The organism is Acinetobacter higginsii, assembly GCF_000369525.1.
Taxonomy (GTDB): Bacteria; Pseudomonadota; Gammaproteobacteria; order Pseudomonadales; family Moraxellaceae; genus Acinetobacter; species Acinetobacter higginsii.
On the sequence record NZ_KB850076.1, the window covers coordinates 172,844 to 197,626 of the forward strand.

24 protein-coding genes and 1 pseudogene are annotated in these 24,783 nt (G+C 41.8%); 16 read left to right on the forward strand and 9 right to left on the reverse strand.

Going from position 1 to position 24,783, the window contains the following annotated elements:
* The 9 genes and pseudogenes from F902_RS21200 to F902_RS21240 all read left to right on the forward strand — a co-directional run.
* Positions 1-312, forward strand: a pseudogene (locus F902_RS21200) (nucleoside recognition domain-containing protein); the annotation flags it as partial.
* A 213-nt stretch (positions 313-525) separates the two neighbouring features.
* Positions 526-960, forward strand: coding sequence for an arsenate reductase (glutaredoxin) (gene arsC / locus F902_RS21205; protein WP_005206991.1), 435 nt, complete (start codon positions 526-528; stop codon positions 958-960).
* A gap of 59 nt (positions 961-1,019) precedes the next feature.
* Positions 1,020-1,340: a metalloregulator ArsR/SmtB family transcription factor gene (locus tag F902_RS21210; RefSeq protein ID WP_005206992.1), complete on the forward strand. Its 321-nt coding sequence runs from the start codon at positions 1,020-1,022 to the stop codon at positions 1,338-1,340.
* A gap of 6 nt (positions 1,341-1,346) precedes the next feature.
* Complete coding sequence (locus F902_RS21215; RefSeq protein ID WP_005206993.1) at positions 1,347-1,820, forward strand: arsenate reductase ArsC; 474 nt, start codon at positions 1,347-1,349, stop codon at positions 1,818-1,820.
* A gap of 7 nt (positions 1,821-1,827) precedes the next feature.
* Positions 1,828-2,871: an ACR3 family arsenite efflux transporter gene (gene arsB, locus F902_RS21220; RefSeq protein WP_005206994.1), complete on the forward strand. Its 1,044-nt coding sequence runs from the start codon at positions 1,828-1,830 to the stop codon at positions 2,869-2,871.
* 5 nt (positions 2,872-2,876) lie between these two features.
* Positions 2,877-3,581 (forward strand): arsenical resistance protein ArsH, encoded by a 705-nt coding sequence (gene arsH, locus F902_RS21225; RefSeq protein WP_000174605.1) that lies wholly within the window; start codon positions 2,877-2,879, stop codon positions 3,579-3,581.
* Positions 3,582-3,598: 17 nt separating this feature from the next.
* Positions 3,599-4,552 carry a thioredoxin-disulfide reductase gene (gene trxB / locus F902_RS21230; protein WP_005206995.1) on the forward strand — a complete coding sequence of 318 codons (954 nt, stop codon included), beginning with the start codon at positions 3,599-3,601 and terminating at the stop codon, positions 4,550-4,552.
* Between the two features lie 101 nt (positions 4,553-4,653).
* Positions 4,654-5,721 carry an ArsO family NAD(P)H-dependent flavin-containing monooxygenase gene (locus F902_RS21235; RefSeq protein ID WP_005207010.1) on the forward strand — a complete coding sequence of 356 codons (1,068 nt, stop codon included), beginning with the start codon at positions 4,654-4,656 and terminating at the stop codon, positions 5,719-5,721.
* A gap of 76 nt (positions 5,722-5,797) precedes the next feature.
* Positions 5,798-6,985, forward strand: coding sequence for an MFS transporter (locus F902_RS21240; protein ID WP_017401913.1), 1,188 nt, complete (start codon positions 5,798-5,800; stop codon positions 6,983-6,985).
* Positions 6,986-7,362: 377 nt separating this feature from the next.
* Here the strand turns inward: F902_RS21240 and F902_RS21245 are convergent, their stop codons facing one another.
* Together F902_RS21245 and F902_RS21250 are read right to left on the reverse strand one after the other, a co-directional pair.
* On the reverse strand, positions 7,363-8,556 hold the full coding sequence (locus tag F902_RS21245) for an MFS transporter (RefSeq protein WP_005207013.1): 1,194 nt from the start codon (positions 8,554-8,556) through the stop codon (positions 7,363-7,365).
* A gap of 19 nt (positions 8,557-8,575) precedes the next feature.
* Positions 8,576-8,983, reverse strand: coding sequence for a RidA family protein (locus F902_RS21250; RefSeq protein WP_005207014.1), 408 nt, complete (start codon positions 8,981-8,983; stop codon positions 8,576-8,578).
* 865 nt (positions 8,984-9,848) lie between these two features.
* Between F902_RS21250 and F902_RS21255 the strand changes: the two genes are divergently transcribed.
* From F902_RS21255 to F902_RS21270, 4 genes are all read left to right on the forward strand, one after another.
* Positions 9,849-10,976, forward strand: a complete 1,128-nt coding sequence (locus tag F902_RS21255; RefSeq protein ID WP_004655720.1) for a Re/Si-specific NAD(P)(+) transhydrogenase subunit alpha — start codon at positions 9,849-9,851, stop codon at positions 10,974-10,976.
* An 11-nt stretch (positions 10,977-10,987) separates the two neighbouring features.
* Positions 10,988-11,311 carry a proton-translocating transhydrogenase family protein gene (locus F902_RS21260; protein WP_004655717.1) on the forward strand — a complete coding sequence of 108 codons (324 nt, stop codon included), beginning with the start codon at positions 10,988-10,990 and terminating at the stop codon, positions 11,309-11,311.
* 3 nt (positions 11,312-11,314) lie between these two features.
* Positions 11,315-12,769 carry an NAD(P)(+) transhydrogenase (Re/Si-specific) subunit beta gene (locus F902_RS21265; protein WP_004655715.1) on the forward strand — a complete coding sequence of 485 codons (1,455 nt, stop codon included), beginning with the start codon at positions 11,315-11,317 and terminating at the stop codon, positions 12,767-12,769.
* Between the two features lie 216 nt (positions 12,770-12,985).
* A complete protein-coding gene (locus F902_RS21270) occupies positions 12,986-13,561 on the forward strand; it encodes a hypothetical protein (protein ID WP_005207015.1) in 576 nt (191 codons plus the stop codon).
* 92 nt (positions 13,562-13,653) lie between these two features.
* Here F902_RS21270 and F902_RS21275 read toward each other — a convergent pair whose 3' ends face one another.
* The 7 genes from F902_RS21275 to F902_RS21305 form a co-directional block, all read right to left on the reverse strand.
* The gene (locus tag F902_RS21275) at positions 13,654-14,475 is read right to left on the reverse strand and encodes an SDR family NAD(P)-dependent oxidoreductase (RefSeq protein ID WP_005207017.1); all 822 of its coding nucleotides are present in this window, start codon (positions 14,473-14,475) and stop codon (positions 13,654-13,656) included.
* A 180-nt stretch (positions 14,476-14,655) separates the two neighbouring features.
* Entirely contained in the window at positions 14,656-15,276 is a 621-nt protein-coding gene (locus F902_RS21280) for an NUDIX hydrolase (protein WP_005207019.1), read from the reverse strand.
* Positions 15,277-15,450: 174 nt separating this feature from the next.
* The gene (gene rsfS / locus F902_RS21285) at positions 15,451-15,849 is read right to left on the reverse strand and encodes a ribosome silencing factor (protein ID WP_004655709.1); all 399 of its coding nucleotides are present in this window, start codon (positions 15,847-15,849) and stop codon (positions 15,451-15,453) included.
* 81 nt (positions 15,850-15,930) lie between these two features.
* Positions 15,931-16,725 (reverse strand): hydroxypyruvate isomerase family protein, encoded by a 795-nt coding sequence (locus F902_RS21290; protein ID WP_005207024.1) that lies wholly within the window; start codon positions 16,723-16,725, stop codon positions 15,931-15,933.
* Positions 16,726-16,748: 23 nt separating this feature from the next.
* The gene (locus F902_RS21295) at positions 16,749-17,615 is read right to left on the reverse strand and encodes an NAD(P)-dependent oxidoreductase (protein WP_005207026.1); all 867 of its coding nucleotides are present in this window, start codon (positions 17,613-17,615) and stop codon (positions 16,749-16,751) included.
* A gap of 21 nt (positions 17,616-17,636) precedes the next feature.
* The gene (locus F902_RS21300; protein ID WP_005207027.1) at positions 17,637-18,425 is read right to left on the reverse strand and encodes a crotonase/enoyl-CoA hydratase family protein; all 789 of its coding nucleotides are present in this window, start codon (positions 18,423-18,425) and stop codon (positions 17,637-17,639) included.
* A 129-nt stretch (positions 18,426-18,554) separates the two neighbouring features.
* Positions 18,555-21,365 carry a GacS-like sensor histidine kinase gene (locus F902_RS21305; RefSeq protein ID WP_005207029.1) on the reverse strand — a complete coding sequence of 937 codons (2,811 nt, stop codon included), beginning with the start codon at positions 21,363-21,365 and terminating at the stop codon, positions 18,555-18,557.
* Positions 21,366-21,514: 149 nt separating this feature from the next.
* Here F902_RS21305 and cysM point away from each other — a divergent pair, with 149 nt between their 5' ends.
* The 3 genes from cysM (at position 21,515) to rlmD (ending at position 24,766) form a co-directional block, all read left to right on the forward strand.
* Complete coding sequence (gene cysM, locus F902_RS21310) at positions 21,515-22,444, forward strand: cysteine synthase CysM (protein ID WP_005207044.1); 930 nt, start codon at positions 21,515-21,517, stop codon at positions 22,442-22,444.
* Positions 22,445-22,525: 81 nt separating this feature from the next.
* On the forward strand, positions 22,526-23,347 hold the full coding sequence (locus F902_RS21315) for a 3'-5' exonuclease (RefSeq protein ID WP_005207046.1): 822 nt from the start codon (positions 22,526-22,528) through the stop codon (positions 23,345-23,347).
* A gap of 9 nt (positions 23,348-23,356) precedes the next feature.
* Entirely contained in the window at positions 23,357-24,766 is a 1,410-nt protein-coding gene (gene rlmD, locus F902_RS21320) for a 23S rRNA (uracil(1939)-C(5))-methyltransferase RlmD (protein WP_005207048.1), read from the forward strand.
* Positions 24,767-24,783 lie beyond the last annotated feature (17 nt).

Genomic DNA, 24,783 nt, shown 5'->3' on the forward strand with positions numbered 1-24,783 from the left:
GCTTTGATTCCTGCAATGGCAGCTCGTGAAGTGATTATTGCTGCATTAGGAGTGATTTATGCAATGTCTGGTGATGAAGATGCAGTTACCCAGACCTTATTATCTCAAATATCTGGACCAGATGGATGGGGGCTAGCGACAGGTATGTCATTGTTGGTTTGGTTTATCTTTGCCCCGCATTGTTTAGCAACACTAGCAACTATTCGAAGAGAAACAGGGAGTTGGAAACAACCAGTCGTAATGGCTGTTTATCTATTTTCGTTGGCTTACCTATTCTCTTTTATAACTTATCAAGTCATAAGTCGATTTTAATTTAGAAGGAGGCTATTGACATAAATCAATAGCCTCCTTCTAAAGAGGCTTTTAATTTAGTTGTATGATTGCCATTCAATTGATAGTGATAAGCATTTTTTGATGGTGTTTATTTATTTTCTAAGACATTATTAAAAAATTAATATATGGTATTGCATATATATGGTAATTCGAATATAAAGATATTATAAATTATCAAAAGAGCTCAATTCGATGACAACTTCATCAACTGTGACGATTTATCACAACCCAGCTTGTGGGACATCTCGCAACGCTTTGGCTTTGATCCGTAATACAGGGATTGAGCCAACTGTGATTGAATATCTCATTACACCACCTAGTCATGACGAATTAGTTAAATTGATTCAGGATGCAAAATTAACAGTAAGAGAGGCCATTCGCCAGAATGTAGATCCTTATCGGGATTTAGACCTTGATCGTAGTGATTTGAGTGATGAGCAGTTACTTAGTTTTATGCTTGATCATCCAATATTGATTAATCGACCATTTGTTGTTACTGAATTAGGCACTCGCTTAAGCCGTCCTTCTGAAGTTGTCTTAGATATTCTACCATTACCTCAGAAGGGTGCCTTTACGAAAGAGGATGGTGAAAAAGTGATTGATGAAAATGGTCAACGAGTGAATTAAAAATTTTACTTTTTGTATGTGATTATCCGCATATCCAAATAAGTGAATGGGAGTTAAGAATGGACCAAGTTAATTTTTTTAAATGCTTATCAGATGAAACTCGACTAAATATCGTGACTTTAGTCGCTGAGAATAAAGAATTATGTGTTTGTGATTTGACTGAAAAGTTGCAACTGAGTCAGCCAAAGATTTCTAGGCATTTAGCGTTATTGCGTTCTTCTGGTCTCTTACAGGACAGAAGACAAAGCCAATGGGTGTATTACAGCATTAATCCGCAATTACCAATGTGGTGCCATGACGTTCTGAATCTTTTGGTAAGCAGTCAAACCATAGCGAATAAAGCTTCCCAAAATATCCAAATAAATAGTTATTGTGAGTAACAGAGTATGAAATTTCTTTTTTTGTGTACTGGAAATAGTTGCCGTAGCATCCTGTCAGAAGTTCTTTTTAACAGCCGCGCGCCTGAAGGGTGGATAGCTTACAGTGCAGGTAGTAAGCCATCAGGGCAAGTACATCCATTGACCATAGAAACTTTAGAGAATCTTGGTCTTTCAACAGATGGTTTGTGGAGCAAAACCATTGATGATTGTGAACAATATCAACCTGACGTGGTGATTACTGTTTGCGATTCAGCAGCTCAAGAAGCGTGTCCACTTTATTTAGGTGGAGCGATTAAGGCCCATTGGGGCTTGGCTGATCCTTCACATTTAGATTTGCCGAAAGAAGAAAAATTAAAAGCATTCCAAGTTACTGTTGATCATATCAACCGCCGCTTAGACGCTTTATTGGCAATAGATACAACTCATATGTCTCGCCCAGATTTGATTGCAGCAATCAATCAAATTTCGCATATTGAATGAGAACATCATGGCTCAACAAAGATTATCCTTTCTAGATCGTAACCTCACTCTATGGATTTTTATCGCCATGGCATTGGGGATTGCGATAGGTGTGTTCTTTCCGCAAGCCTCCGTCGCTTTGGATAAAATGAGTATTGATTCTGTCAATATTCCAATAGCGATTGGTTTGATTCTGATGATGTATCCACCGTTAGCCAAAGTGGATTATGCAGCGCTACCACAAGTGTTTAAAGATAAAAAAACTTTAACTTTGTCTTTGGTACAGAACTGGGTGATTGCACCAGTACTGATGTTTGCATTAGCCATTATTTTTTTGCATAGCTATCCAGAGTACATGACAGGCTTGATCTTGATCGGTTTAGCTCGCTGTATTGCGATGGTTTTGGTGTGGAATGGTTTAGCCTGTGGTGATAACCAATATGTAGCTGCATTGGTGGCATTCAATAGTATTTTCCAGATTTTGTTTTTTAGTACCTATGCTTGGTTATTTCTGACTTTCTTACCGCCATATTTTGGTGTTGCAGGGCAAGTGATCAATGTCGATTTCTGGACGATTACCCATGCGGTATTAGTGTATTTGGGAATTCCATTTTTCCTTGGCTTTATTACACGATTCACTCTAGTGAAAGCTAAAGGTCTTGATTGGTATCAAAATGTCTTTTTACCTAAGATCAGTCCACTGAGTTTGTTGGCTTTATTATTCACGATTGTGGCGATGTTTAGCCTCAAAGGGAACGATGTAGTGAGCTTGCCACTAGATGTCTTGCGTATTGCCATTCCATTGACGATTTACTTTATCGTGATGTTCTTCATTAGCTTCTTTATGAGCAAATGGATGGGGAATGACTACCCTAAAACAACAGCAATTTCGTTTACTGCTGCTGGAAATAACTTTGAGTTAGCGCTGGCTGTAGCGATTGCAACCTTTGGTTTAGCTTCACCTGTGGCATTTACCACAGTGATTGGTCCGTTGGTTGAAGTGCCAGTATTGATTGCTTTAGTTAGCGTGTCTTTATGGCTCAGAAAAAAGTTTTTTAAAGAAGAGGTGTAATTTCTATGACTCTCCCGAATGTAGATATGAATCTTTTGGATCAACCTACTTTAGAAAAAGTGCAAGCTAAAGAGCTGGATCATCCACCACGTATTTTGCTGCTGTATGGCTCTAACCGCGAACGTTCATACAGCCGATTGGCGGTGATGGAAGCAGGGCGTATCTTGGAGCAGTTTGGTGCTGAAGTAAAAATTTTTCATCCGAAAGGTTTGCCCTTACCTGAAGATGCGGACACTGAGCATCCAAAGGTGAAAGAGTTACATGATTTACTCGCTTGGGCAGAAGGGATGGTGTGGTGCTCACCTGAACGTCATGGCTCAATGAGTTCGATTTTTAAATCACAAATTGACTGGATACCATTAGCAGGCGGTGCAATTCGAGCAACGCAAGGAAAAACTTTGGCATTGATGCAGGTTAGTGGCGGTTCGCAGTCCTTCAACAGCTTAAACCAGATGCGTATTTTAGGCCGTTGGATGCGCATGATCACCATTCCTAACCAATCATCTATTCCAAAAGCTTTTTTAGAGTTTGAAGAAGATGGAAGGATGAAACCTTCATCCTTCTATGATCGAATTGTCGATGTAATGGAAGAACTATATAAGTTCACCTTGCTCACTCGTGGACAAAGTCAGTACCTCACAGATCGTTATTCAGAGCGAAAAGAGTCGGCAGAAGAATTATCTAAGCGTGTCAATCAACGTAGCTTATAAACTTTAGGTGATTAGAAATGCAAAAGAGACATTCTAAATTAGTGATCTTAGGTTCAGGACCTGCGGGTTATAGTGCTGCTGTATATGCAGCACGCGCAAACTTAAAACCCACATTGATTGCGGGTATACAACTTGGTGGTCAATTAACAACGACCACTGAGGTAGATAACTGGCCGGGTGACTCAGAAGGTTTAACTGGTCCTGTACTTATGGAGCGAATGCAAGCCCATGCTGAACGCTTTGGCACAGAGATTGTGTATGACCACATCAATGAAGTTGATTTAAGTGTCCGTCCATTTGTGCTTAAAGGCGACATGGAAGAATTCACTTGTGATGCACTGATTATTGCTACAGGTGCGACAGCACAATACTTGGGGCTTGAATCAGAAGCTAAATTCATGGGTCAAGGTGTCAGTGCTTGTGCGACTTGTGATGGTTTTTTCTATAAGAACCAAAAAGTTATGGTCGTGGGTGGTGGTAACACCGCAGTTGAAGAAGCGCTTTATCTTTCTAATATTGCTGAACATGTCACCTTAGTTCATCGTAGAGACAGTTTACGTTCAGAGAAAATTCTACAAGATCATCTTTTTGCCAAAGAAAAAGAAGGCAAAATTAGTATTCTTTGGAACAATCAAGTTGATGAGGTTTTAGGTGACAACACTGGTGTTACTTCAGTTCGCTTGAAGTCAACTTCGGACGGAAGCACACAAGATGTTGAAGTTCAGGGCTTATTTGTTGCTATTGGTCACAAACCGAATACAGGCATGTTTGACGGTCAACTTAACCTACGTGATGGCTACATTCAAGTACAAAGTGGCACTTCAGGAAATGCAACAGCAACCTCTGTGGCAGGTGTATTTGCTGCGGGTGACGTTGCTGATAGCATTTATCGTCAAGCAATTACCTCGGCAGGCTCAGGCTGTATGGCTGCTTTGGATGCTGAAAAGTATCTTGATCAATTGAGTAATTGAAAGACTCATTTAAATGTTTGAAAATTGTATGAAATACGCCCAGTCTGTTGCAGACTGGGCGTTCAATTTTGATTATGACAATAAATAATAGGAGAGATGCTTTGACTCAATTACAAGCTGAAGTCGATGTAGTCATTATTGGTGGTGGTCAGGCAGCACTTGCTACAGCTTATTTCCTCAAACGTAAGAAAATTCCATTTATTATTTTAGATGATCAATCTCAGGCGGGCGGTGCGTGGTCACATGCTTGGGAATCGCTTCGTCTTTTTTCTCCAAATACTTGGAGCTCGTTGTCAGGTTGGATGATGCCAACAACTGAACAAACCTACCCAACGCGAAATGAAGTGATTGACTACTTGTCGGCATATGAGCAACGCTATCAATTTACGATTATTCGACCAGTTCATGTCGATCATATCGAACAAAAAGCTGGTTACTTAGATGTTTATGCTGGTGATCAATATTGGCGAGCAAAAGCGGTGATCAGTGCTACTGGGACATGGAGTCAGCCTTATATTCCGCATTATGAAGGACATGAACGATTTGAAGGATTACAAACGCATTCAGCACACTATGTAAATGCAGAGCCTTTTATTAATAAAAAAGTGATCGTAGTTGGTGGTGGTAACTCAGGGGCACAAATTCTTGCCGAAGTCTCAAAAGTTGCAGATACCACTTGGGTCACAGTAACAGCACCTCAATTTTTATCTGATGATGTTGATGGGCGTGTTTTATTTCTTCGGGCAACTGAACGTTTAAAAGCCCAACAGGAAGGTCGTGTGATTGATCAGCCCGTTGGTGGTCTAGGTGATATTGTCATGATTGACAGTGTAAAAGAGGCACGCGAACGTGGCGTATTGCATAGCCGAGAACCTTTTACTGCATTTGAAGAGAATTCAGTTATATGGGCTGATGGTTCAACACAAGCTGTAGATGCTGTGATTTGGTGTACAGGGTTTAAAGCTTCATTGAATCACTTAAGAAGTCTTGATGTAGTAGAACCTGATCAGACAGTTGCTGTGAATGATGGACGCTCAATAAAAGTAAATAACCTTTGGTTGGTTGGCTATGGGGAATGGACAGGCATGGCATCTGCAACATTAATTGGGGTTTCTAGAACAGCAAGAGCAACGGTAGATGAAATAGATGCTTATTTGGCTAATGTTTAAGAGCTATGCATTTTAAGGCAGTGTATAGAAAGGTTTGCATTGCCCCTCAATACTTTATGGATATTTCTTTATTGTGATGCTACTTCATTCAAAAAAATACAAACTCATTGCTGTCATGGGCTTCACGCAGATTCTTGCGTGGAGTTCCACTTTTTATTTACCCGCAGTACTAGCTAATCTTATTGCCAAAGACACAGGATGGTCTCTAACTTTAGTGATTGCTGGGTTGTCTTGGGGATTTATAGTTACAGGTATTTGTTCTCCAAAAGTTGGGCGGTTTATCGAGCAATTTGGTGGAAGAAAAGCACTGTCTATTGGTTCAATATTCTTTGCTGTCGGGCTGATATGTTTAGGGCTTTCTACTCATCTACTTATTTATTATTTTGCGTGGACAATGCTCGGTATTGGTATGGCATTTGGCCTGTATGATGCCGCATTTTCAACATTGGGTCGATTACTTGGTAACGATGCAAAAACGGCGATTGTTGGTGTGACATTATTAGGCGGTTTAGCCAGTACCATCGGTTGGGCGCTAATTGTATTTTTAGAAGGCTTATACGGTTGGAGAATCAGTTGTTTTATTCTGGCATTGTTTCATCTACTTCTAGGTCTACCGTTGCATTACTTTTTACTTCCTAGAGAAGAGCAAGGCACGGAAACTCATGGTAAAGAGCTCAATAACCAAACCACGGTACACAAAGAAGATAATCGACTATTTATGTTGGTGGCCGCTATTTTGACGGTACAATCTTTTGTAGTGGCGACAATTTCAGTCCATCTATTATCGATGCTAAAAACAATTGGCTTTAGTGTATCAACAGCCCTTGCGATTGGGATGATGATTGGTCCCGCGCAGATCATAGCGAGATTGCTGGAGTTTTCTTTGTTTAGAAACTTACATCCTAGTTGGTCGAGTCGTTTGGGTGTATTGATTAGCTTCTTTGGTCTCTTTTTTTTGTTCGCGGATGGATATGTCTTAGCTTTGCTTGGTGCAGCTTTATACGGCGCAGGGAATGGTATTCTTACAATTATTCGAGGCACATTACCTCTAGCACTATTTGGGCAGGAGGGGTATGCAATTAGAATGGGTTTATTGGGGCGGCCTATCATGATTGCTTTGGCTTTCGGACCTCTCATCTCTGCGTTTATTCTTGAAAAGTGGGGAATCAATATCTTATTAATAATTTTAACTGCTTTAGTTTTTATCACCTTGCTTGGTACGCTGAAACTACCTGTTCATCAGGCTGAGAAAGTGACAGAGTAGGCTCAATTGAATGGAAGCAACATCTGGCTCAAAGCTTAACTTTTAAATCTTTCGATAGGAGAGGCATGATATAGGTAGTATCAGCAACGGGTATGCAGTAGTGGTTATGTTTGGATACATAAAATAAAAAATTACTCCAAATATACACCACGGTTTCTGTTTTTTGATTTATCTTTTTGATTAGTATCGTTTTATTTTTTTAATATGTCCAATCCATCATCGGGGCGACGGAAATACGTGGCTTTAATGATTCAAGTGGTTGCATAAACGGTTCTCGGATGTGGACAAGCAAAGAAAGGGCAGCATTATACGAGTTTTGTGATCAATTCACCAATGCTGATCCCCGTCACTTCAATTTTCACTATGCGGATGAATATCTAGGAGGTGAGCATATTGTTTTTCTTCGTCAAAAGATGGTCGAAGAAACTAAACAACATACAGGCAAAGACCAGACTGATTCCAGCCAAACAGGTCATGCTCCAGCCGCCGTGATTCCATGCAAAAATGCCGAGTGCCGAACCACAGGCTCCACCAGTAAAGTAGGCAGTCATATAAATGGCATTGATACGGGATTTTGCATCAGGACGTAATCGGAAAATCACACTCTGATTGCTGGTATGCACTAAGGCCAATGCCAACTGAATCAATGCAAAGCCGAGGATATAACTGAGTAACACGGTTTGCCCAAAATAGAAGCAGATCCAACTCAAGATAAATAAAGCACAACCCATCCAAGTTAATTGGCTGGTATAGCCTTGATCTGCATATTTACCGATATATTGCGTAGAGAGCGCACCAAAGATCCCGACCAAAGGCACCATACCAATCAACAGATCTTGCAGATGGTGTGCCGAGGTCAACAGTAGTGCAATGGTTGAATATAGAATACTGACTGCAGCGAAAGCAAAACCGCCTGCAAGCGCACGTAAGACTAAGCGTTTCTCTTGCTTGAGTAATTGCGCCATGGAAACAAAGACTTGCCCATAATTCATTTTCATGCGCATGGCATAAGGTAAGCGGCTTTTCAGTGCATAGGCCAAGATCAGCATCAGTATGCCACTGACCACATAAATCACTTTCCAGTGGAATAAATTCGAAAATAAACCTGCCAGACTGGTTGAAAGTAAAATACCGACTAGCAATCCACTCATCAAGAAGCCAATCACTTCACCTGTTTTTTCTGGTTTTACGGTCATGGTTGCAAGCGGAATCAATACCTGTGCAGCAACTGAGAATAGTCCAGCCATGACCGTACCGAGCCAAAGCATCGGTAAGTTGACCGAGAAAGCACTGATGAATAAGCCCACAGCACAAAATACCATGAGTAAAGGAATGAATTTGGTTTTGTTCACCACATCGCCCATTGGGACAATAAACAGCAGGCCCAATGCATAAGAGACTTGAGCAAAGGTTACCGTGAGCGCTGCTTGACCTTCGGTCACTGCAAAATACTGCTGAATCGAGTGAATTAAAGGCTGACTATAATAGTTGGCACCCGCACACAAACCACATGCTGCAGCCATAAACCAAAGTAAGGTTTTATTTTGACTAATATCTTGAGGGGCAGACATAATTTTCTCTATTACTGGTTTATGCGGTATAAGCGGTTGCTTCAACTTCAATTTGCATCTCTGTTAATGCCAAGTGTGATACAGGAATAAGGGTGCAGACAGGAAAGGCATGCTGCGGCCATAAGTGTTGTATGGTTTTAGCCAAGATTTGAAGTTTCTCCGCATTGTGATCAACCACGAGCATACGTAAAACGGCAATATCTGATAGTTGTGCTTGTGCTGAAGTTAAAGCGTGTTGGATATTATAGAAGACTTGTTGTACCTGTTGGTCAAAATCTTTAGAGAGCTCACCATTTTTATTTTCACCACCCTGACCTGCAATATGAATAGTACGCATATTGGGTGGAACAATGCTCACATGACTATAGCCATTACTGCGTGGATCATAAAGTTCACTGGGATTGATCATTTTAAATGTCGATTTCATCGTGACACATCATATGGAAGATGGAGATGACTCAGTATCAAAGCTCAATCTAACTTGAGGTCAAGAATATTTTGAGCCTAAAGCCAGCAAAAGTCCGAATAAATGAGTGATTTCTCAGTATTTTGGTTTTTAAAAAATTAAATTGAAGAGACGGATTGAGTGGGTGTTTAATATTTGCACCAATATTGTGCAATAAAGCAGCTTTTGCTAGACAAAACCATACAAATATCACTTGAAAAAATGCCTATTTAAGTTTTTTCCATTCTTTTAAATTTTTCTGAGCAACTAACTTCATCTAATTCAGATTTACTGATAAGCAAAAATCGTCTTTCATTCTCACTCTTTGATGGCTTGTTATAAATTGTTAGTTCAAACTCGCCGAAAAGACCAATAAAAGTTCAGACAAGCCAATCCCTCGCCACAACTGCATGATTATGATGCCGATTCAGCCAATACATCGGTAGAGCGTCAAAGAAATAACCAATGTCGATGAAAATGGATTTGGTTAAACGCTCCTGATGATCAGGATGAGAGGTAGAGATGTTGAATAGATACCGCTGTGATCGTCCAAATCAGGAAGGGCACAGTATAGAAATGAACCGATTCAGTGCGTAAGCGGTCAGATTTGTATGTGAAGAAGAGATGGACGATCTGCGTTGTTCGATCAAAAGGCAAACCTGCGGATCATACAAGCTCTAAATATAAATGTGAATCATCAGTTCAAAATATAGGTATTTATTAAATAAATATTGGGTGGAAATTTAAAAAAGTTCCATTAGAATCCAAATTTCTACAAAGAATACTCCTGGGGGAAACATTGCTCTTGGCGATGTTTACTTAAGAAAAACTAGCTTGAGGAACGCTCATGCAGATCGGAATCCCAACCGAAACTGTTGCAGGTGAAAGTCGTGTAGCGGCAACACCAGAAACAGTGAAGAAGTTGATTAACGCAGGTCATAGTATTGTCATTCAACGTGGTGCTGGAGTTAAAGCAGCGTATATTGACAGTGCTTATGAACAAGTTGGCGCAACCATTACGGACGATGCATATACAGGCAGCCAAATTATTTTGAAGGTACGTGCCCCTAAAGGTGACGAAATTCAAAAGCTTGCGGCGAATACGACTGTAATTGCAATGTTTGACCCTTACCGCAATCCAGAATTAGACCAGTTTGCAACTCAGCAAGTGTCTGCTTTTGCATTGGAATTACTGCCACGTACGCTATCACGCGCACAAAACATGGACGTACTTTCTTCTCAAGCAAACTTGGCGGGTTATAAGTCTGTATTGTTAGCTGCGGCTGAATATCAACGTATGTTCCCAATGTTAATGACAGCTGCAGGTACTGTAAAACCTGCACGTGTTGTGATTATGGGTGTTGGTGTTGCTGGTCTTCAGGCGATTGCGACTGCGAAACGTTTAGGTGCGGTTGTGGAAGCAACAGACTTACGTCCGACCGCAAAAGAGCAAGTTGAATCTCTAGGCGGCAAATGGCTAGATGTGCCAATGTCCGATGAAGAAAAACAACGTGCTGCTGAAGCTGCGAAAAGCGGTTATGGTTGGCAGCCGGGTGAGCAATACATCAAAGATCAAGCTGCGATTGTAGATAAAGCTGTATCAAATGCTGACATCGTAATCACCACTGCATTGATTCCAGGTCGTAATGCTCCGCGTTTAATTAAAGCTGAAACCGTTGCCAAAATGAAACCAGGTTCTGTCATTTTAGATATGGCTGTTGAAACTGGCGGCAACGTGGAAGGTTCTAAAGAAGGCGAAACAGTCACAACTGAAAATGGTGTGAAGATTTTGGGTATTCCAAATATTCCAGGCACAGTTGCGACTGAAGCATCTGCACTGTATGCACGTAACGTTTTTAACTTCCTTGAGACATTATTCGACAAAGACAAAGCCTTTGCGATCAATCAAGAAGATGAAATCCAAAAAGCGTTACTCGTGACTCATGGCGGTCAAGTACTGCTCAAGCGCGGTTAAGGAGAGTTCTCATGGTTGAAACGATTACAATTTTCGTCCTTGCCATCTTCGTTGGTTATTACGTGGTGTGGGGGGTAACGCCTGCGTTACATACACCATTAATGGCGGTAACCAATGCGTTGTCTTCCATTATTGTGGTTGGCGCGATGATCCAAACAGTGGGTATGCCTGCGATTGGTGTAGATGCTAACGTTGCATTCCAAAGTGTAAACGTGGTGAGTATCCTTGGTGCGATTGCTGTGTTCTTGGCAAGTATCAACATCTTCGGTGGCTTTGCTGTAACTGCTCGTATGCTTGAAATGTTCAAGCCGAAGCAAAAGAAAAAAGAGGGCTAAGCAATGGAATTCATTCGAGACTATGCGGATTGGTTCTACCTGATTGGTGCTGTCCTCTTTATCTTAACTTTACGTGGCTTGTCTGGTCCTAAGACTGCAATTGCAGGTAATCGCTACGGTATGATCGCAATGGCGATTGCAGTAGTAACGACCTTCTTTGTTGCTGAACATCCTGTTGTTTGGATGATCGGTGGTGCAATGGTATTGGGTGCTGTAGTTGGTATCGCACGTGCGAAAACAGTGCCAATGACACAAATGCCTGAGACGGTTGCGTTGATGCACTCTCTTGTCGGTTTGGCTGCGGTATTGATTGCAATTGCGGCGATTCTGCACAACAACCAACTTACTGCATTATTTGAACAAAACGAGGCGGCATTGACGGCTGCTGGTGTTCAACATGCACATATGAGTTCAGTTCATTTATTTGAATTGTTTGTTGGCTGCTTCGTTGGTGCGATCACATTTACTGCATCTGTATTTGCTTACGGTAAATTGGCTGCGAAGAAATGGGCAAAAACAATTTCTGGTGCATGGGTTAAACCAGTTCAAGCAACCATCTTTATTGCGATGCTTGCATGTGGTTTCTACTTCTTCACTACGGGTAACATGACTGCATTCTGGGCAATGACAGCACTTGCACTTGCATTTGGCTGGGTATGGATTGCACCAGTCGGTGGTGGTGATATGCCAGTTGTGGTGTCACTTTTGAACTCATTCTCTGGTTGGGCTGCAGCAGGTATTGGTTTCACACTTGAAAACAATATGTTGATCGTTGCTGGTTCGCTTGTAGGTTCATCTGGTGCGATTCTTTCTTACATCATGTGTAAGGCGATGAACCGTTCAATCATCAATGTTTTGTTTGGTGGTGCAATGGGCGGTGCAGCAGTCGCATCAGCAGATAAAGGCGAGCAAGTTCAACGTAACCACCGTTCTGGTTCAGCAGATGACGCCGGCTTCCTGATGTCAAATGCAGACAGCGTTGTGATTGTACCGGGTTATGGTATGGCGCAAGGTCGTGCACAGAATGCAGTGAAAGAATTGTGTGAAATCTTGAAAGAGCAGGGCGTAAAAGTTCGCTTCGCGATTCACCCAGTTGCTGGTCGTATGCCTGGTCACATGAACGTCTTACTCGCTGAAGCAGATGTTGCTTATGAAGACATCTTGGAAATGGATGAGATCAACTCAGATTTCCCTGCAACAGATGTAGTACTTGTCATTGGTGCAAACGACGTTGTGAACCCTGCGGCGAAAGACGATCCGACTTCACCGATTTATGGTATGCCGATTCTTGAAGCGCATAAAGCACGTACCATTATGGTGATCAAGCGCTCTATGGCGACGGGTTATGCTGGCTTAGACAATGACTTGTTCTACAATGAAAAAACCATGATGATCTTTGGTGATGCCAAGAAAGTTGTAGAAGACATGACCAAAGCAATCAATGGTGGTGGTCACTAATCTGACCTCAATCAAGATTGTAAAAGCCACCCTCGGGTGGCTTTTTTATAAAGATATTATGTTGTCGTAATGTTGAATTTATCTAAGAATAAAGTGATGCGATTACTCTGAATTGATTTAGATTAATAGGGGTAAGATTTTTATTGCTTGAAAAAATAAAAATATCTTATAGACTAAAAATACTGATAATAATGCATTCATGCATATCTTTGCATCATGATTGAAGTCACAGTTCAAGAAGCACACGAAGATTATCCAATAAAAAAGATTATATTGAATGATTTAGATGTTGGTATGGAACGATCTATTTGGGTGTCTTCCAAAATTACCTGCTTAGATAAAGATAATAATTTTATCTATGAAGAAATAAGCATAATTAATCGTTTAAATCGAGTTATCACCACCTCTCTCTACGCTGGAGAAAAATATAACTTAGTGGCTTATACTGAGCAGTATTCGGGTCAAGAAGTAAAGAATAGCGTTGGTTTCACCGTGGATTATTATATTTTAATCAATAATCAATTTGTATTGATGGCTAGAGATGTAGATGAATATGATCTAAAGGGCGGTAGAACCAATCATTTCGACAGAAATGGAAACTTGTATTTTTATCGAATTGCTAATTTTGATCTACCTCCTCCTGAATCCCATAAAGAGTACGACAAAGACGATAAAGAGTTGGGATATTGGAATTTGCATTTTATGGAGCATGAAGATATTTATAGAACTACAGGTAGTGTAACTCGTGAGTTAGAACAGGCTGTAATTGAAAAATATAGAATTAATGATTAAAATTCTAAAGCAATCAATGGTGGCGGTCACTAATCTGCCTCAATCAGGATTGTAAAAGCCACCCTCGGGTGGCTTTTTATTTGGCTTATTTTTTAAAGAAACTTTTCGACCAGTTGCATGGATTGTTGATAGAGGTTACGTGCCAATTGCTGATTTTTGGCATGTGAAGATTTCCAGTCAGGCATGTGTGCGCTGACATATTCTCCATTACGATTTTTCCAGTCATCGCCAATCGCCATTCTGCTAATCAAATTTGCAGGAACAGAGGTTGGTACTAAACCTAGTTTCATCGCCGCATAGACGGGTTTAGGCAAGTCTCGATAAATATCCGAAGCGACGCCCCCTGGGTGTAACGCATTATTGGTAATTGAGCTATCTGCTAGTTGTTCTGCTAATGCATTGCTGAACAGTAAATTTGCGAGCTTGGATTGTCCATAATAAAATAGCGGATTATAAAAACCCTCTGCGCGGAATTTGTTGGGTTTGATTGAGCCTACCCAATGTGCAATTGAAGCCAAATGGACAATACGTGCTTGTGGGGATTGTTTTAAAACGGGAAGCAATTTTTGAGTCAATAAAAAATGACCCAGATAATTGACACCAAATTGTTGCTCAAAACCATCAACAGTCAGTTGTTTGGTTTTAGCAAATAATCCCGCATTGTTGATCAGCACATCCAGATTGCCATAGCGATCTGCGATGTCATCAGCTGCTTTTCGAGTGAGTTCAAGGCTGTTGAGGTCGAGGGAGATGAGATCGACTTGCCCTTGATCGAGTGCCCGTAATTTGTTTTGTGCTTGTTGTGCTTTCTGCGGGTTTCGGCAGGCCAGAATCACGTGTTGCCCTTGTTTAACCAGCTGTTCTGCTGTGGCAAAACCAATGCCTGTATTGGCACCTGTAATCAGTATTTTCACTTCCTGTACTCCAGTTATGCTATTTATTGGTGGGATTGCAAGAATTTGTATAGTGCTTCAATTTTGACAATTTGTCATGTCAAATTTAAAGGTGGGAGATGATTGGTATTTGCTAGTCCTTAGATAGCAAAGATGTTGTTTTTGGGGATTATGTTTTTTGATGGGTTTCAGAATTGAACGTTAGTCGAAATAAGTATTTTCGGGTAATTCTTGTAGTAACTCAAAAAAATGATGGATTTGTGCTTCTGTGACACGTGCTGTCGAAATCGGTGGTAATTCATCCTTAGCAAAGAAACCCACCTCAGAGGTTTCGATGCTTGGTTTGAGTTCGCCACCAATCAGTTCACACCAAAAAAAGGCTTTATATACGTGCAAGAACATGGCGGGGTGAGGGTGCTTTCTACGATCTGTGAGTGCGAGGAGTCTAACTGCCTTCACCTCTAACCCAGTTTCTTCAAGGACTTCTTTTTCAGCATTTTCGGCAGCGGAATATCCAACGTCTGCCCAGCCTCCTGGAATAGACCATAAGCCGTCCTGTGTCTCTTTGGCTAATAGCAGTTTATTGTCCTTAAAGACAATAGCGCGCACATCGATTTTGGGTGTTGCATAGCCAATATCTTGTAGTACGTTTGGGATAAAATGAGAGGTATCAATTTCTTTTAATTCAATCAGGGTACGGACGTGATCAAGTAGTTGTTCATAACGCTCTTTATCGTACACATCTTTGCTGTAGTACAAACCTGATTGCGCGAGTCCTGTAATCTTATTGAGTGTTTCAATCCATTCACTTGAATCTTTCATCTTATTTTAGCTGTGATTAAGCAGAGGATTTAATACTAGCATTGCTATTAAATTTTACAACGAGCAACAGGGGTAAGGATTGAGTCGGCTTATGCTTGCTTGTGTTTAGATCTCTTTTGATTGATGTATGTCGTATAAAAAAAGCGACCGATTCGGTCGCTTTTTTTGAGAGCTTTACGCTACAGATTCGGGTGCACGCCATAAGCTTTCTAAGTCATAGAACTTACGCGCGGTTGGTAACATCACATGTACCACAACAAAACCGAGGTCGATTAAGATCCACTCAGCATCGCGTTCACCTTCGACACCGATTGGGCGGAAACCTGCTTTACGTGCTTCATCAGCAACATTGTCTGCAAGGGCTTTAACATGACGAGTCGATGTACCGCTTGCAATCACAATTGCATCGGCAACATTACTGATCGTACTTACGTCAAGTTCAAGAATATCTTTGGCTTTTACATCAGTGAGAGCTTCATGTACAACGTTTAGGCACGCTTGTACATCTTTGTTCGCTGTTTTGATTTTTAGGTCGTGAGAATTAGAAGCGCTGGGCGATGGTTCTAAATTCATAGAGGGTATATTTTCCTGACAATTGCTCATTGTCAAATATACCGTTTTTCTCTAAAAAGTTCAAATTTTAGCAGTAACAGTTTATGTATTCACATCATTGGAAAAATACTTGTTTTTCCATGCAAAAGATTGATCTGATTGTGTTTTTGGTCTGTATTCTGCTGCAATTAGACCTCGGTAGTCACTTTGTAGCAACCAGTCAAAGATCTGTTTATAGGGGATATTTCCCGTATCGGGTTCATGGCGATCTGGGCAATCGGCAAATTGGATGTGCCCAATCTGATCGATATTTTCCTGTAATCCTGTTAATACATCTTCACCCATCATCGCCATGTGATAACAGTCATATTGCATTTTTAGGGCGGGATGGTTGATGGCTTCCAGCATTTCTTGAGCTTGGGCAATATTCTGAACCAAGAAGCGTGGCATATCAGTGCCATTGATCATTTCAAAAACGGGTTCAATACCTTGTTCCGTGAGCATGTGACACGCTAGTTTTAAATTACTTGCAAGCGTGTTGAGACAAGGCAGCAGATCGGCATCCAGCGGTTGTTTACCAGCGAGAATATTCACACGTGGCACATCCAGTGCAGTGGCGTAACGAATTGCCAGCTCAAGCGCTTGATGGAATTCAATTTCTCGTCCCGGCACACCTGCAAGCCCATTGCCGCCTTGCATCAAGTCACCCGCAGGGACATTAATCAGGCAGAGGGAAAGATTGTGTTGTTCAAGTTGAGTTCGAATATCAATCACGTCGAGTTCATAGGGAAATTGAATTTCTACATGCTGAAAACCATGGGCGTGCGCTAAAGCAAAGCGCTCAATTAAAGGGACTTCAGTAAAAATCATGGATAAATTGACTGCAAGATGGCTCATTTTCAGACTCCCTGAATCAATAATTATTGTTCTGTAATTTTGATGATAGTCGCTAAATCCTTATCAGCAAAGCCATTTTCTTGGTGAGCTTGTAACTGTAATAGAGCTTTTTGTGCCACAGGTATCTTTAAGTTAAAACTTTGCGCCAGAAGTAACGCATTGTTTAAATCTTTTGATAGGGTTTGCACCTTCCATTGTACTGGCTCAAAAGTATGTGTTGCCATACGCGGCGCAAGGATTTGAAAGGGTTTTGAGTCGGCAAAGCCGCCAGCGAGTGCAGGTGCAAGTAATGCCGTGTCGACACCTGCTTGATCGGCAAGGGCGACTGCTTCGGCAATCAGGGTACTATTGGCGGCAACAATTAATTGATTACAAATTTTAGTCGCTTGTCCTGTACCCGATGTTCCCATACGGGTGACACGCTGTGAGAGTACATTGTAAATTGGGGTGAGCTGTTCGATCGTCTTCGCATCACCACCTGCAAAAATAACCAATGTACCTTGTTCAGCTCCCATGGTGCCACCTGATACAGGAGAGTCAATCCATGTGACCTGTTGTTGTTGAGCAGACTGAGCCAATTTTTGAGTCGCAGAGACCGATAAGCTGGAGAAATCAACGATGATCTGCTCAGCTTTTAAATAGGGTTGAATTTGGGCGAAAACATTTTGCACCGCTTGATCATCGGCTAAACAGGTCAAAATAACAGGATAGCTTCCGATGTCATTTAGCTTTAAGTGTAATGCACCTTGCTGCTGTAGAGGTTCACATGCAAGTGGGCTACGGTTCCAGACCGCGACAGGATAACCTGCTTGTAAGAGTCGACTGGCCATACGTGTGCCCATTAAACCCATCCCCAAGAAAGCGATTGGTGTTTTTTGATTCGCATGCATGTGAATATTCTCCAGTCGGGATTATTTGTATTGGCGCGGCAGAAATTGAACTTCTGGGTTCTTGTCTTTTTTGCGTGCCAAACTACTGTTTTTACCTAAAAGTAGTTTGAGCTGCCAAAGTTTTTCCAAACGTAATGCTTTTTCAGGTTGGTGCTCCATTGCATCTAACACACGCTTCGCTGCCATAATGGCATCTGGTGAGCGTTGTAAAATTTCTTCGGCAATGAGATTTGCTTTCACTAATGGATCATTGTCTAAATGGGTGACTAGACCAATTTGTTTGGCGTATTCCGCATCAAAGATACGTGCAGTTAAGGTCAACTCTTTCGCTAAATCAACGCCAATCAGTCCTTTCAGTGAACGAGTGAGTCCCATATCGGGTACAAGGCCCCAACGACTTTCCATAATTGACATTTGCGTGCTTGGCGTCGCAATACGAATATCCGCTGCAAGTGCGAGTTGCATGCCTGCACCAAAGCAATAGCCTTCGATTGCGGCAATCACAGGGATCGGCAGGTTCTGCCAGATCAGGAACGCTTTTTGAAACAGACTTTGCCCTGGTTTGATCAGTTCCCATGCGGCAAATGCGGTATTTTTAGGATTGTTTAAATCAGAAAGGTCGATGCCTGCACTAAAGACTTGTGCTTCACCCGTGAGAATGACACAGCGGATTGAACGATCTTTTTCAATTTTTTTAGCAGTTGCCACCAGCTCTTTGAGTAAGGCAAAGCTCATTGCATTACGTTTGTCAGGTCGGTTTAGGGAAACTGTTGCGATTCCATTGTTCTTTTCAACGCGTAAAAGTGCCATCTGCCTTACTCTTATTGTGTTTGATGAGGCAGCATAGCACGAGTCTTTAGGTTGAAACATGACAGGGCAGTCACAAAAAGGACTGCCTGTATTTTAATCATTGATTATCCAATATTCCAACGTACAGTCTTATGAGTCATGGGCATGTAGGATTAAGTTGGCGGCTTGTCTCACTTGTTCAATCGCTGTACTGAGTTCATTGAAACGATGCGTGGTTTCACGAATAAACACATCATCTGCTTTACGGCGTTCTTTACGTAAGGTCGATACAAATTGTTCAAATTCACCTGAGACTTGCTGTAAGTTTGGCGTACCGACATAGCGGGTCGCGCCATAGAGGCGATGTAGGACATGTTCCAGTTGTGGAAAATCTTCCATCTCAATCAATTGCTGCATTTCCGCCAGTTCGGTATCGAAACTATCTACCAGCATATTTAATAAATCTTGCGCCAGATCTTCTTTGTTGGCTGCAAGCTGCACGCTTTGTTGCCAATTCAGGATTTGAGGATCAATTGATTCAATTGGCCGCTTGGGTTCAATGCTCGCAGGTTGGGCACTGAAGTTATTTTTGGTCCAATGGGTCAGAATCTGAATGATTTGCTCCATCTGAATCGGCTTGGTTACATAATCATTCATACCAACTTTGAGCAGTTTCTGCTTTTCATCGGCCAGTGCATGTGCTGTAAGTGCAATAATTGGCAGTTGCATGCCATTATCAAGTGTTGATTCCAATGAGCGAATGGCGCGAGTGGTATCAATCCCCGACATCACCGGCATTTGAATGTCCATAAATACTAAATCAAACGGCGGCGATTTTTGTTCGATGCGCTCTTGAATAATGTCGATGGCCTTTTGTCCACTCAATGCTTTGGTGGTGGTGACATTGAGCTCACCGAGTAAGGCTTCAAGTACAATCAAATTAGGCAAGTGATCATCCACCGCCAACACATGCAAACCCTGACCGTTAAAGTCTTCAGGCTCTTGCTCGAAAACAGGTTGATTGCCGAGGAGTTGTACCAACTCACGACGACTCAGCGGTTGATACAGTGGTCGTGCACGGTATTCATTGAGCATATTTGGCTCAAGGCTCATCTGATAACCATAAACAGCCAAGTTACCGTGATAACGCTGACGAATTTCTTTGAGTAAGGCTTCAGTATCACCGCTATGATCGACAATCAGCCACGTATTTTCTTGTTGATTCAGATGATTTAAGCGGCTGAATAGATCCAGAATCGATTGGGTCTCAATATGTGAAACATGATAGTTTTCGAGGTATGAGCGCAGTACGCTGGCCGTTGCAGGGTGGGCGAGATAAGACACCACTTGCAAATGGTCGAAACGTGGATGTTCGACAAACTCATCTTGCTCTTCAACTTTAAATGAAGCCGTGAACCAGAAGGTTGAGCCTTTTTCGGTTGGGGCACGTTCTTGGTTGTCCTCAAAGCCAATCTGACCATGCATCAAATGCACCAGCTGTTTGGAAATGGCCAGACCAAGCCCTGTGCCACCGAATTGACGTGTTACCGAGGCATCGCCCTGAGAGAATGATTCAAATAACTTTTTACGATCTGTACCGCTCAAGCCAATACCGCTGTCTTGTACACTAAAATGCAGTAGGCATTGTCCGATTTCATCATCTTCCATACGCACACGGACAATGATTTCACCGTCAGGGGTGAACTTGATCGCATTGGAAATCAGATTGGTCAGGATCTGCTTAAAGCGTAGCGCATCACCGACCACATGCTTTGGAATATTCTCAGCATAGTAGAAGGCCATATTGATATGCTTTTGCGCAGCCAATGGCGAGAGCATATCCATCACATCAAAAATAGCTTCTTCAAGGTCAAAGGGTGCGGTTTCGAGTTCGAGTTTACCTGCATCAATTTTAGAGAAATCCAACACGTCATTGATCAGTGCCAATAGATGTGCCGATGATTTTCGGATGGTTTGCAGATAGAGATTTTGTTCATTGCTCAGGTTTTGCTGACGTAGTAATAAGTGAATAAAACCATCAATACTGTTCAGCGGTGTTCTGAGTTCATGGCTGATATTGGCCAAAAACACCGACTTGGATTGATTCGATGAAATCGCTTGGTCACGTGCTTGGCGGTAAGTAATGTTCTGGACTTCTAAGGTGTCCAGTGTTCGACGTAAATCTTCTTCGGTTTGTTCGGTATGTTCTTTTAATTCTAAGAAACTAAAGTGCAGGCGTTTCACTACATTGGCAATATCACGCTGTAGCAAACGCAGTTCACCAGTACTGTTCACCACAATATGCTGATCAAGAGTGTCGGCGTTGAGGCGTTGCATTTGCATGCGAATTTCATACAGTGGTGCGAGCCAACGACGAGAGAACACGTTTAAACAGAACAGTAGAATCAGTATGGTGATCAGCCCAGTCACGACCAAGGACAGTAGAATTTTATAGCGAGCCAATTCGAGGGGTTGGTTGTCTAATTCAATCATGAGCCAAACAGAATTAGGGTCGCCACTGTCGAGCTTCGAACCATAAATGCTGTTGTGATTATGTGCAATTGGACCAAAGAAGTTGCTGTTTTCTGGAAAGTTCGGCCAAAAGCGATTGTTTTGATAGCCAACGCTTAAATAAGTCTGACCACGATTATCAATCAGTACTGCGCGCTGTAGGTTTTTTTCATCAAACATCTTCTGCATGATGTTTTGAGCACGATCATACTGATCGGGTTGTTCTTGAACCAATTTTAATAAATCATTCGCGGTTTGATGGTAGCGCGCCAAAATGGCTGAAGCATCAGAGCGTTGTTGTGATTTTGCGGAGCTGGTCGTTTCGGATAAAACCCAAAGAATACCAACACCTGTCAAAATGGCAATCGGCACCAAAATCAGTGCAATCAATTGCCCATAAGCATGATTGAGGCGTAAGCGTTTCGATATGGTCTTATTGAAATTTGACATAGTACGGTCAGATTTATCATTCTGCGCAACATCTTAGCACGCTTTGTGAAAATCAAGGACATCTGCTTGCCAATAAAAAGCATAGTGAAAAGGTGCAGTATCTCTATTTTTTTCATACAATAGGCGCCACCTTGATATCGGTGTCGATCATGACGAATACGCAAACTGATTTTTTAGCAGATGAATTTTTACTGGACGATTATGTCGGTAAAACCCCTTTAGTACGTTTGCAACGTTTAGCGTGTCATACCCAAGCCACGGTATTAGCAAAATTAGAAGGTAATAATCCAGCAGGTTCAGTCAAAGATCGCCCTGCTTATAACATGATTGTTCAAGCGGAAAAACGTGGACAGATTCAGCCAGGGGATACCCTGATCGAAGCAACCAGTGGCAACACTGGGATTGCTTTGGCGATGGTTGCGGCTATGCGCGGCTATAAAATGAAGCTGATCATGCCGAACAATATGAGCCAAGAGCGTAAAGATGCGATGTTGGCTTACGGGGCAGAGCTAATTGAAGTCACGCAGCAGCAAGGCATGGAAGGTGCACGCGACCTTGCTTTGCAAATGCAGGCAGAGGGCAAAGGCTTTGTGCTAAACCAGTTTGGTAATCCAGATAACGTCGAAGCGCATTACCTGACCACAGGTCCAGAAATCTGGAAGCAAACGGATGGGAAGATTACCCATTTTGTTAGCTCAATGGGGACAACGGGAACCATCATGGGTGTCTCTAAATATCTCAAAGAGCAGAACCCTGATATTCAAATTGTGGGTTTACAACCATCAGACGGTTCAAGCATTGCAGGGATTCGCCGTTGGCCGGAAGAATATTTGCCAACCATCTTTGATCGCAGTCGTGTTGATCGCATCATTGATATTCCACAGATTGAAGCGGAAAAAACCATGCGTAAGCTGGCACGTACTGAAGGCATCAGTGCAGGAACATCTTCTGGTGGTGCAGTTTGGGCTTCGATCAAGATTGCTGAAGAATATCCTGATGCGGTGATTGTCTGTATTATCTGTGACCGCGGTGATCGTTATTTATCAACGGGATTATTCTCAGTACAAGATGAAGATTAACATCTGGCCTTACACTGTTATAATTACAGCTCCCCCTTTATTGAAGAGAGCTGTAATGCAGTTCTGTAAGGGAATTCTAAGATGAATTTACGTTTTCCGATTTTAGTTTTTGATATTGAGACACTGACCGATTTAAAGGCAGGTGCACATCTTTATCATCTTGATTTACCCGAAGCAGATGTTGAACAGGCACTGACCAAAATTCGTCGTCAAGAGTCGGGGATGGATTTTCAACGCTTACCATTACATGAAATCGTTTGTATTTCAGGGTTGTGGATCGATGAAAAAGGCTTTCGCCTGTTTTCATTTAGTCAGGAGCAGCATAGCGAAGCTGAAATGTTGGCAAAATTCTTATCGATCTTTGACAAGAAACAACCCACATTAGTTAGTTGGAATGGTTCGCAATTTGATTTGCCTGTGATTCTATTTCGCGCTATGTACCATGGCTTGTCTGCACCGAGCCTGTTTGATCAAGGTGAAATTGATCATCAAAAGCGCTTTAATAATTATCAGAACCGTTACCACCATCGTCATGTTGACCTGATGGATGTGATGGCAATGTTTAATGGCCGTAATTTCCAAAAATTGGATGATATGGCTTGTTTACTCGGTTTCCCTGGGAAACGCGGTGAAACTGGCTATCACGTGCCTGAATATGTACGTAATAAACAATGGTTAGAATTGACCAGTTATTGTGAAGGCGATGTATTGAATACATGGTTGCTTTATATTCGTTGGTTATTGTTAAAAGGCCAATTGAATCAACCAGATCACCAGCAGTTACTGCAATCAACGATTGCTTATTTACAAACGCAAACGCAACAAACAGAATTTTTACAGGTATGGCAGCAAACATCGCAATATACTGTATTCACCGCAGATACTTTTGCGCCAAAAAATTAGGTTCATCTTTTGAAACACAAAGCTAAACAACGTCCAGCTCAATATCCAACACACACCTTTCAGATTGAAGCTTTTTCTCATGAGGGGCGTGGTATTGCGCATTATGGGACACATCCAGATCATCCTAAAGAAAAACACGGCAAGAAAGTTTTTATCCGTTATGCCCTTGTCGGGGAAACGGTGCAGGCAAAAATTACCAATCAAACTTCGCGTCTAGAAGAGGCGGACATGATCATATTGGAAAGTGACGCGGCTGAAAGTCGAGTCGATCCAATGTGTCCACATTTTGGGGTGTGTGGCGGCTGCAGCTTGCAGCACATTCATCCTGATGAACAGATTTTGTTAAAGCAGAATGTTTTAAAATCTCACTTACAACATTTTGCAGGCTTACAGCCTGAACAATGGTTAGACCCGATTCGTTCGGTTAAAGCAGATTATCGTCGCCGTGCCCGAATCGGGGTGCGCTATATTGCCAAGCAAAATCGTTTGGTGATGGGTTTTCGTGAGCATCATAGTAATCATTTAACTGAAATTCAGCAGTGTAAGGTACTTGATCAAACCTTATCTGAATGTTTACCAGAACTTAAGAAACTACTCGAAAGTCTTACAGGCAAAGCGCATATTGGTCATATAGAATTGGCGATGGGAGACTCTGAGGTTGCATTATTAATTCGCCACTTAGATGAATTAAATGTGTCGGATGTCAACCAATTACGTCAATTTACGTTACTCAAAGGATGGCAGTTGTATTTGCAGCCAAAAGGGGCGGATAGTTTACATCGCGTAGATGATTCACAGGCAGAAATGCGTTTGCATTACAGTTTGGATGATTTTGCAGTCAAATTTGCATTTTCACCGTTAGATTTTACGCAGGTCAACAGTGGTGTAAATGCACAAATGATTCAGTTGGCATGTGAATTGCTTCAATTACAGAAAGGGGAAAGAGTACTGGACCTATTCTGTGGGTTAGGTAATTTTTCTCTACCGATTGCACGTTGTGTGGGTGAGGCAGGTCAAGTGGTCGGCGTTGAGGCGAGTGATGAGATGGTCAACAGAGCAACTGAGAATGCGCAAGCAAATCATTTGTCTCAGGCGGCGTTCTTTTCACAAGATTTAACAAAAGACTTTTCGCATCATTCTTGGGCGAAACAGGGATTTGATGCATTATTAATTGATCCTCCACGATCGGGCGCATTTGAAGTTATGCAATATGTACCTAATTTTGGAGCGAAAAGAATCGTTTATGTTTCATGTAACCCATCAACACTGGCAAGGGATGCAGGTGTACTGGCACAATATGGCTATCAATTGAAGAAAGCAGCAGTCATGGACATGTTTACGCATACTGAACATGTTGAATCGATTGCCCTGTTTGAAAAAATTGAACGGCTTGAAAAAATCGAAGAGATAAACGATTAAAAAATGAGTTACATATC

Bases quoted from the DNA above. Each gene is read 5' to 3' on its own strand.
- arsC (WP_005206991.1), top strand. From the start codon at position 526: ATGACAACTTCATCAACTGTGACGATTTATCACAACCCAGCTTGTGGG.
- F902_RS21210 (WP_005206992.1), top strand. From the start codon at position 1,020: ATGGACCAAGTTAATTTTTTTAAATGCTTATCAGATGAAACTCGACTA.
- F902_RS21215 (WP_005206993.1), top strand. From the start codon at position 1,347: ATGAAATTTCTTTTTTTGTGTACTGGAAATAGTTGCCGTAGCATCCTG.
- arsB (WP_005206994.1), top strand. From the start codon at position 1,828: ATGGCTCAACAAAGATTATCCTTTCTAGATCGTAACCTCACTCTATGG.
- arsH (WP_000174605.1), top strand. From the start codon at position 2,877: ATGACTCTCCCGAATGTAGATATGAATCTTTTGGATCAACCTACTTTA.
- trxB (WP_005206995.1), top strand. From the start codon at position 3,599: ATGCAAAAGAGACATTCTAAATTAGTGATCTTAGGTTCAGGACCTGCG.
- F902_RS21240 (WP_017401913.1), top strand. From the start codon at position 5,798: ATGCTACTTCATTCAAAAAAATACAAACTCATTGCTGTCATGGGCTTC.
- F902_RS21245 (WP_005207013.1), bottom strand. From the start codon at position 8,556: ATGTCTGCCCCTCAAGATATTAGTCAAAATAAAACCTTACTTTGGTTT.
- F902_RS21250 (WP_005207014.1), bottom strand. From the start codon at position 8,983: ATGAAATCGACATTTAAAATGATCAATCCCAGTGAACTTTATGATCCA.
- F902_RS21255 (WP_004655720.1), top strand. From the start codon at position 9,849: ATGCAGATCGGAATCCCAACCGAAACTGTTGCAGGTGAAAGTCGTGTA.
- F902_RS21260 (WP_004655717.1), top strand. From the start codon at position 10,988: ATGGTTGAAACGATTACAATTTTCGTCCTTGCCATCTTCGTTGGTTAT.
- F902_RS21265 (WP_004655715.1), top strand. From the start codon at position 11,315: ATGGAATTCATTCGAGACTATGCGGATTGGTTCTACCTGATTGGTGCT.
- F902_RS21270 (WP_005207015.1), top strand. From the start codon at position 12,986: ATGATTGAAGTCACAGTTCAAGAAGCACACGAAGATTATCCAATAAAA.
- F902_RS21280 (WP_005207019.1), bottom strand. From the start codon at position 15,276: ATGAAAGATTCAAGTGAATGGATTGAAACACTCAATAAGATTACAGGA.
- rsfS (WP_004655709.1), bottom strand. From the start codon at position 15,849: ATGAATTTAGAACCATCGCCCAGCGCTTCTAATTCTCACGACCTAAAA.
- F902_RS21290 (WP_005207024.1), bottom strand. From the start codon at position 16,725: ATGAGCCATCTTGCAGTCAATTTATCCATGATTTTTACTGAAGTCCCT.
- F902_RS21295 (WP_005207026.1), bottom strand. From the start codon at position 17,615: ATGCATGCGAATCAAAAAACACCAATCGCTTTCTTGGGGATGGGTTTA.
- F902_RS21300 (WP_005207027.1), bottom strand. From the start codon at position 18,425: ATGGCACTTTTACGCGTTGAAAAGAACAATGGAATCGCAACAGTTTCC.
- F902_RS21305 (WP_005207029.1), bottom strand. From the start codon at position 21,365: ATGTCAAATTTCAATAAGACCATATCGAAACGCTTACGCCTCAATCAT.
- cysM (WP_005207044.1), top strand. From the start codon at position 21,515: ATGACGAATACGCAAACTGATTTTTTAGCAGATGAATTTTTACTGGAC.
- F902_RS21315 (WP_005207046.1), top strand. From the start codon at position 22,526: ATGAATTTACGTTTTCCGATTTTAGTTTTTGATATTGAGACACTGACC.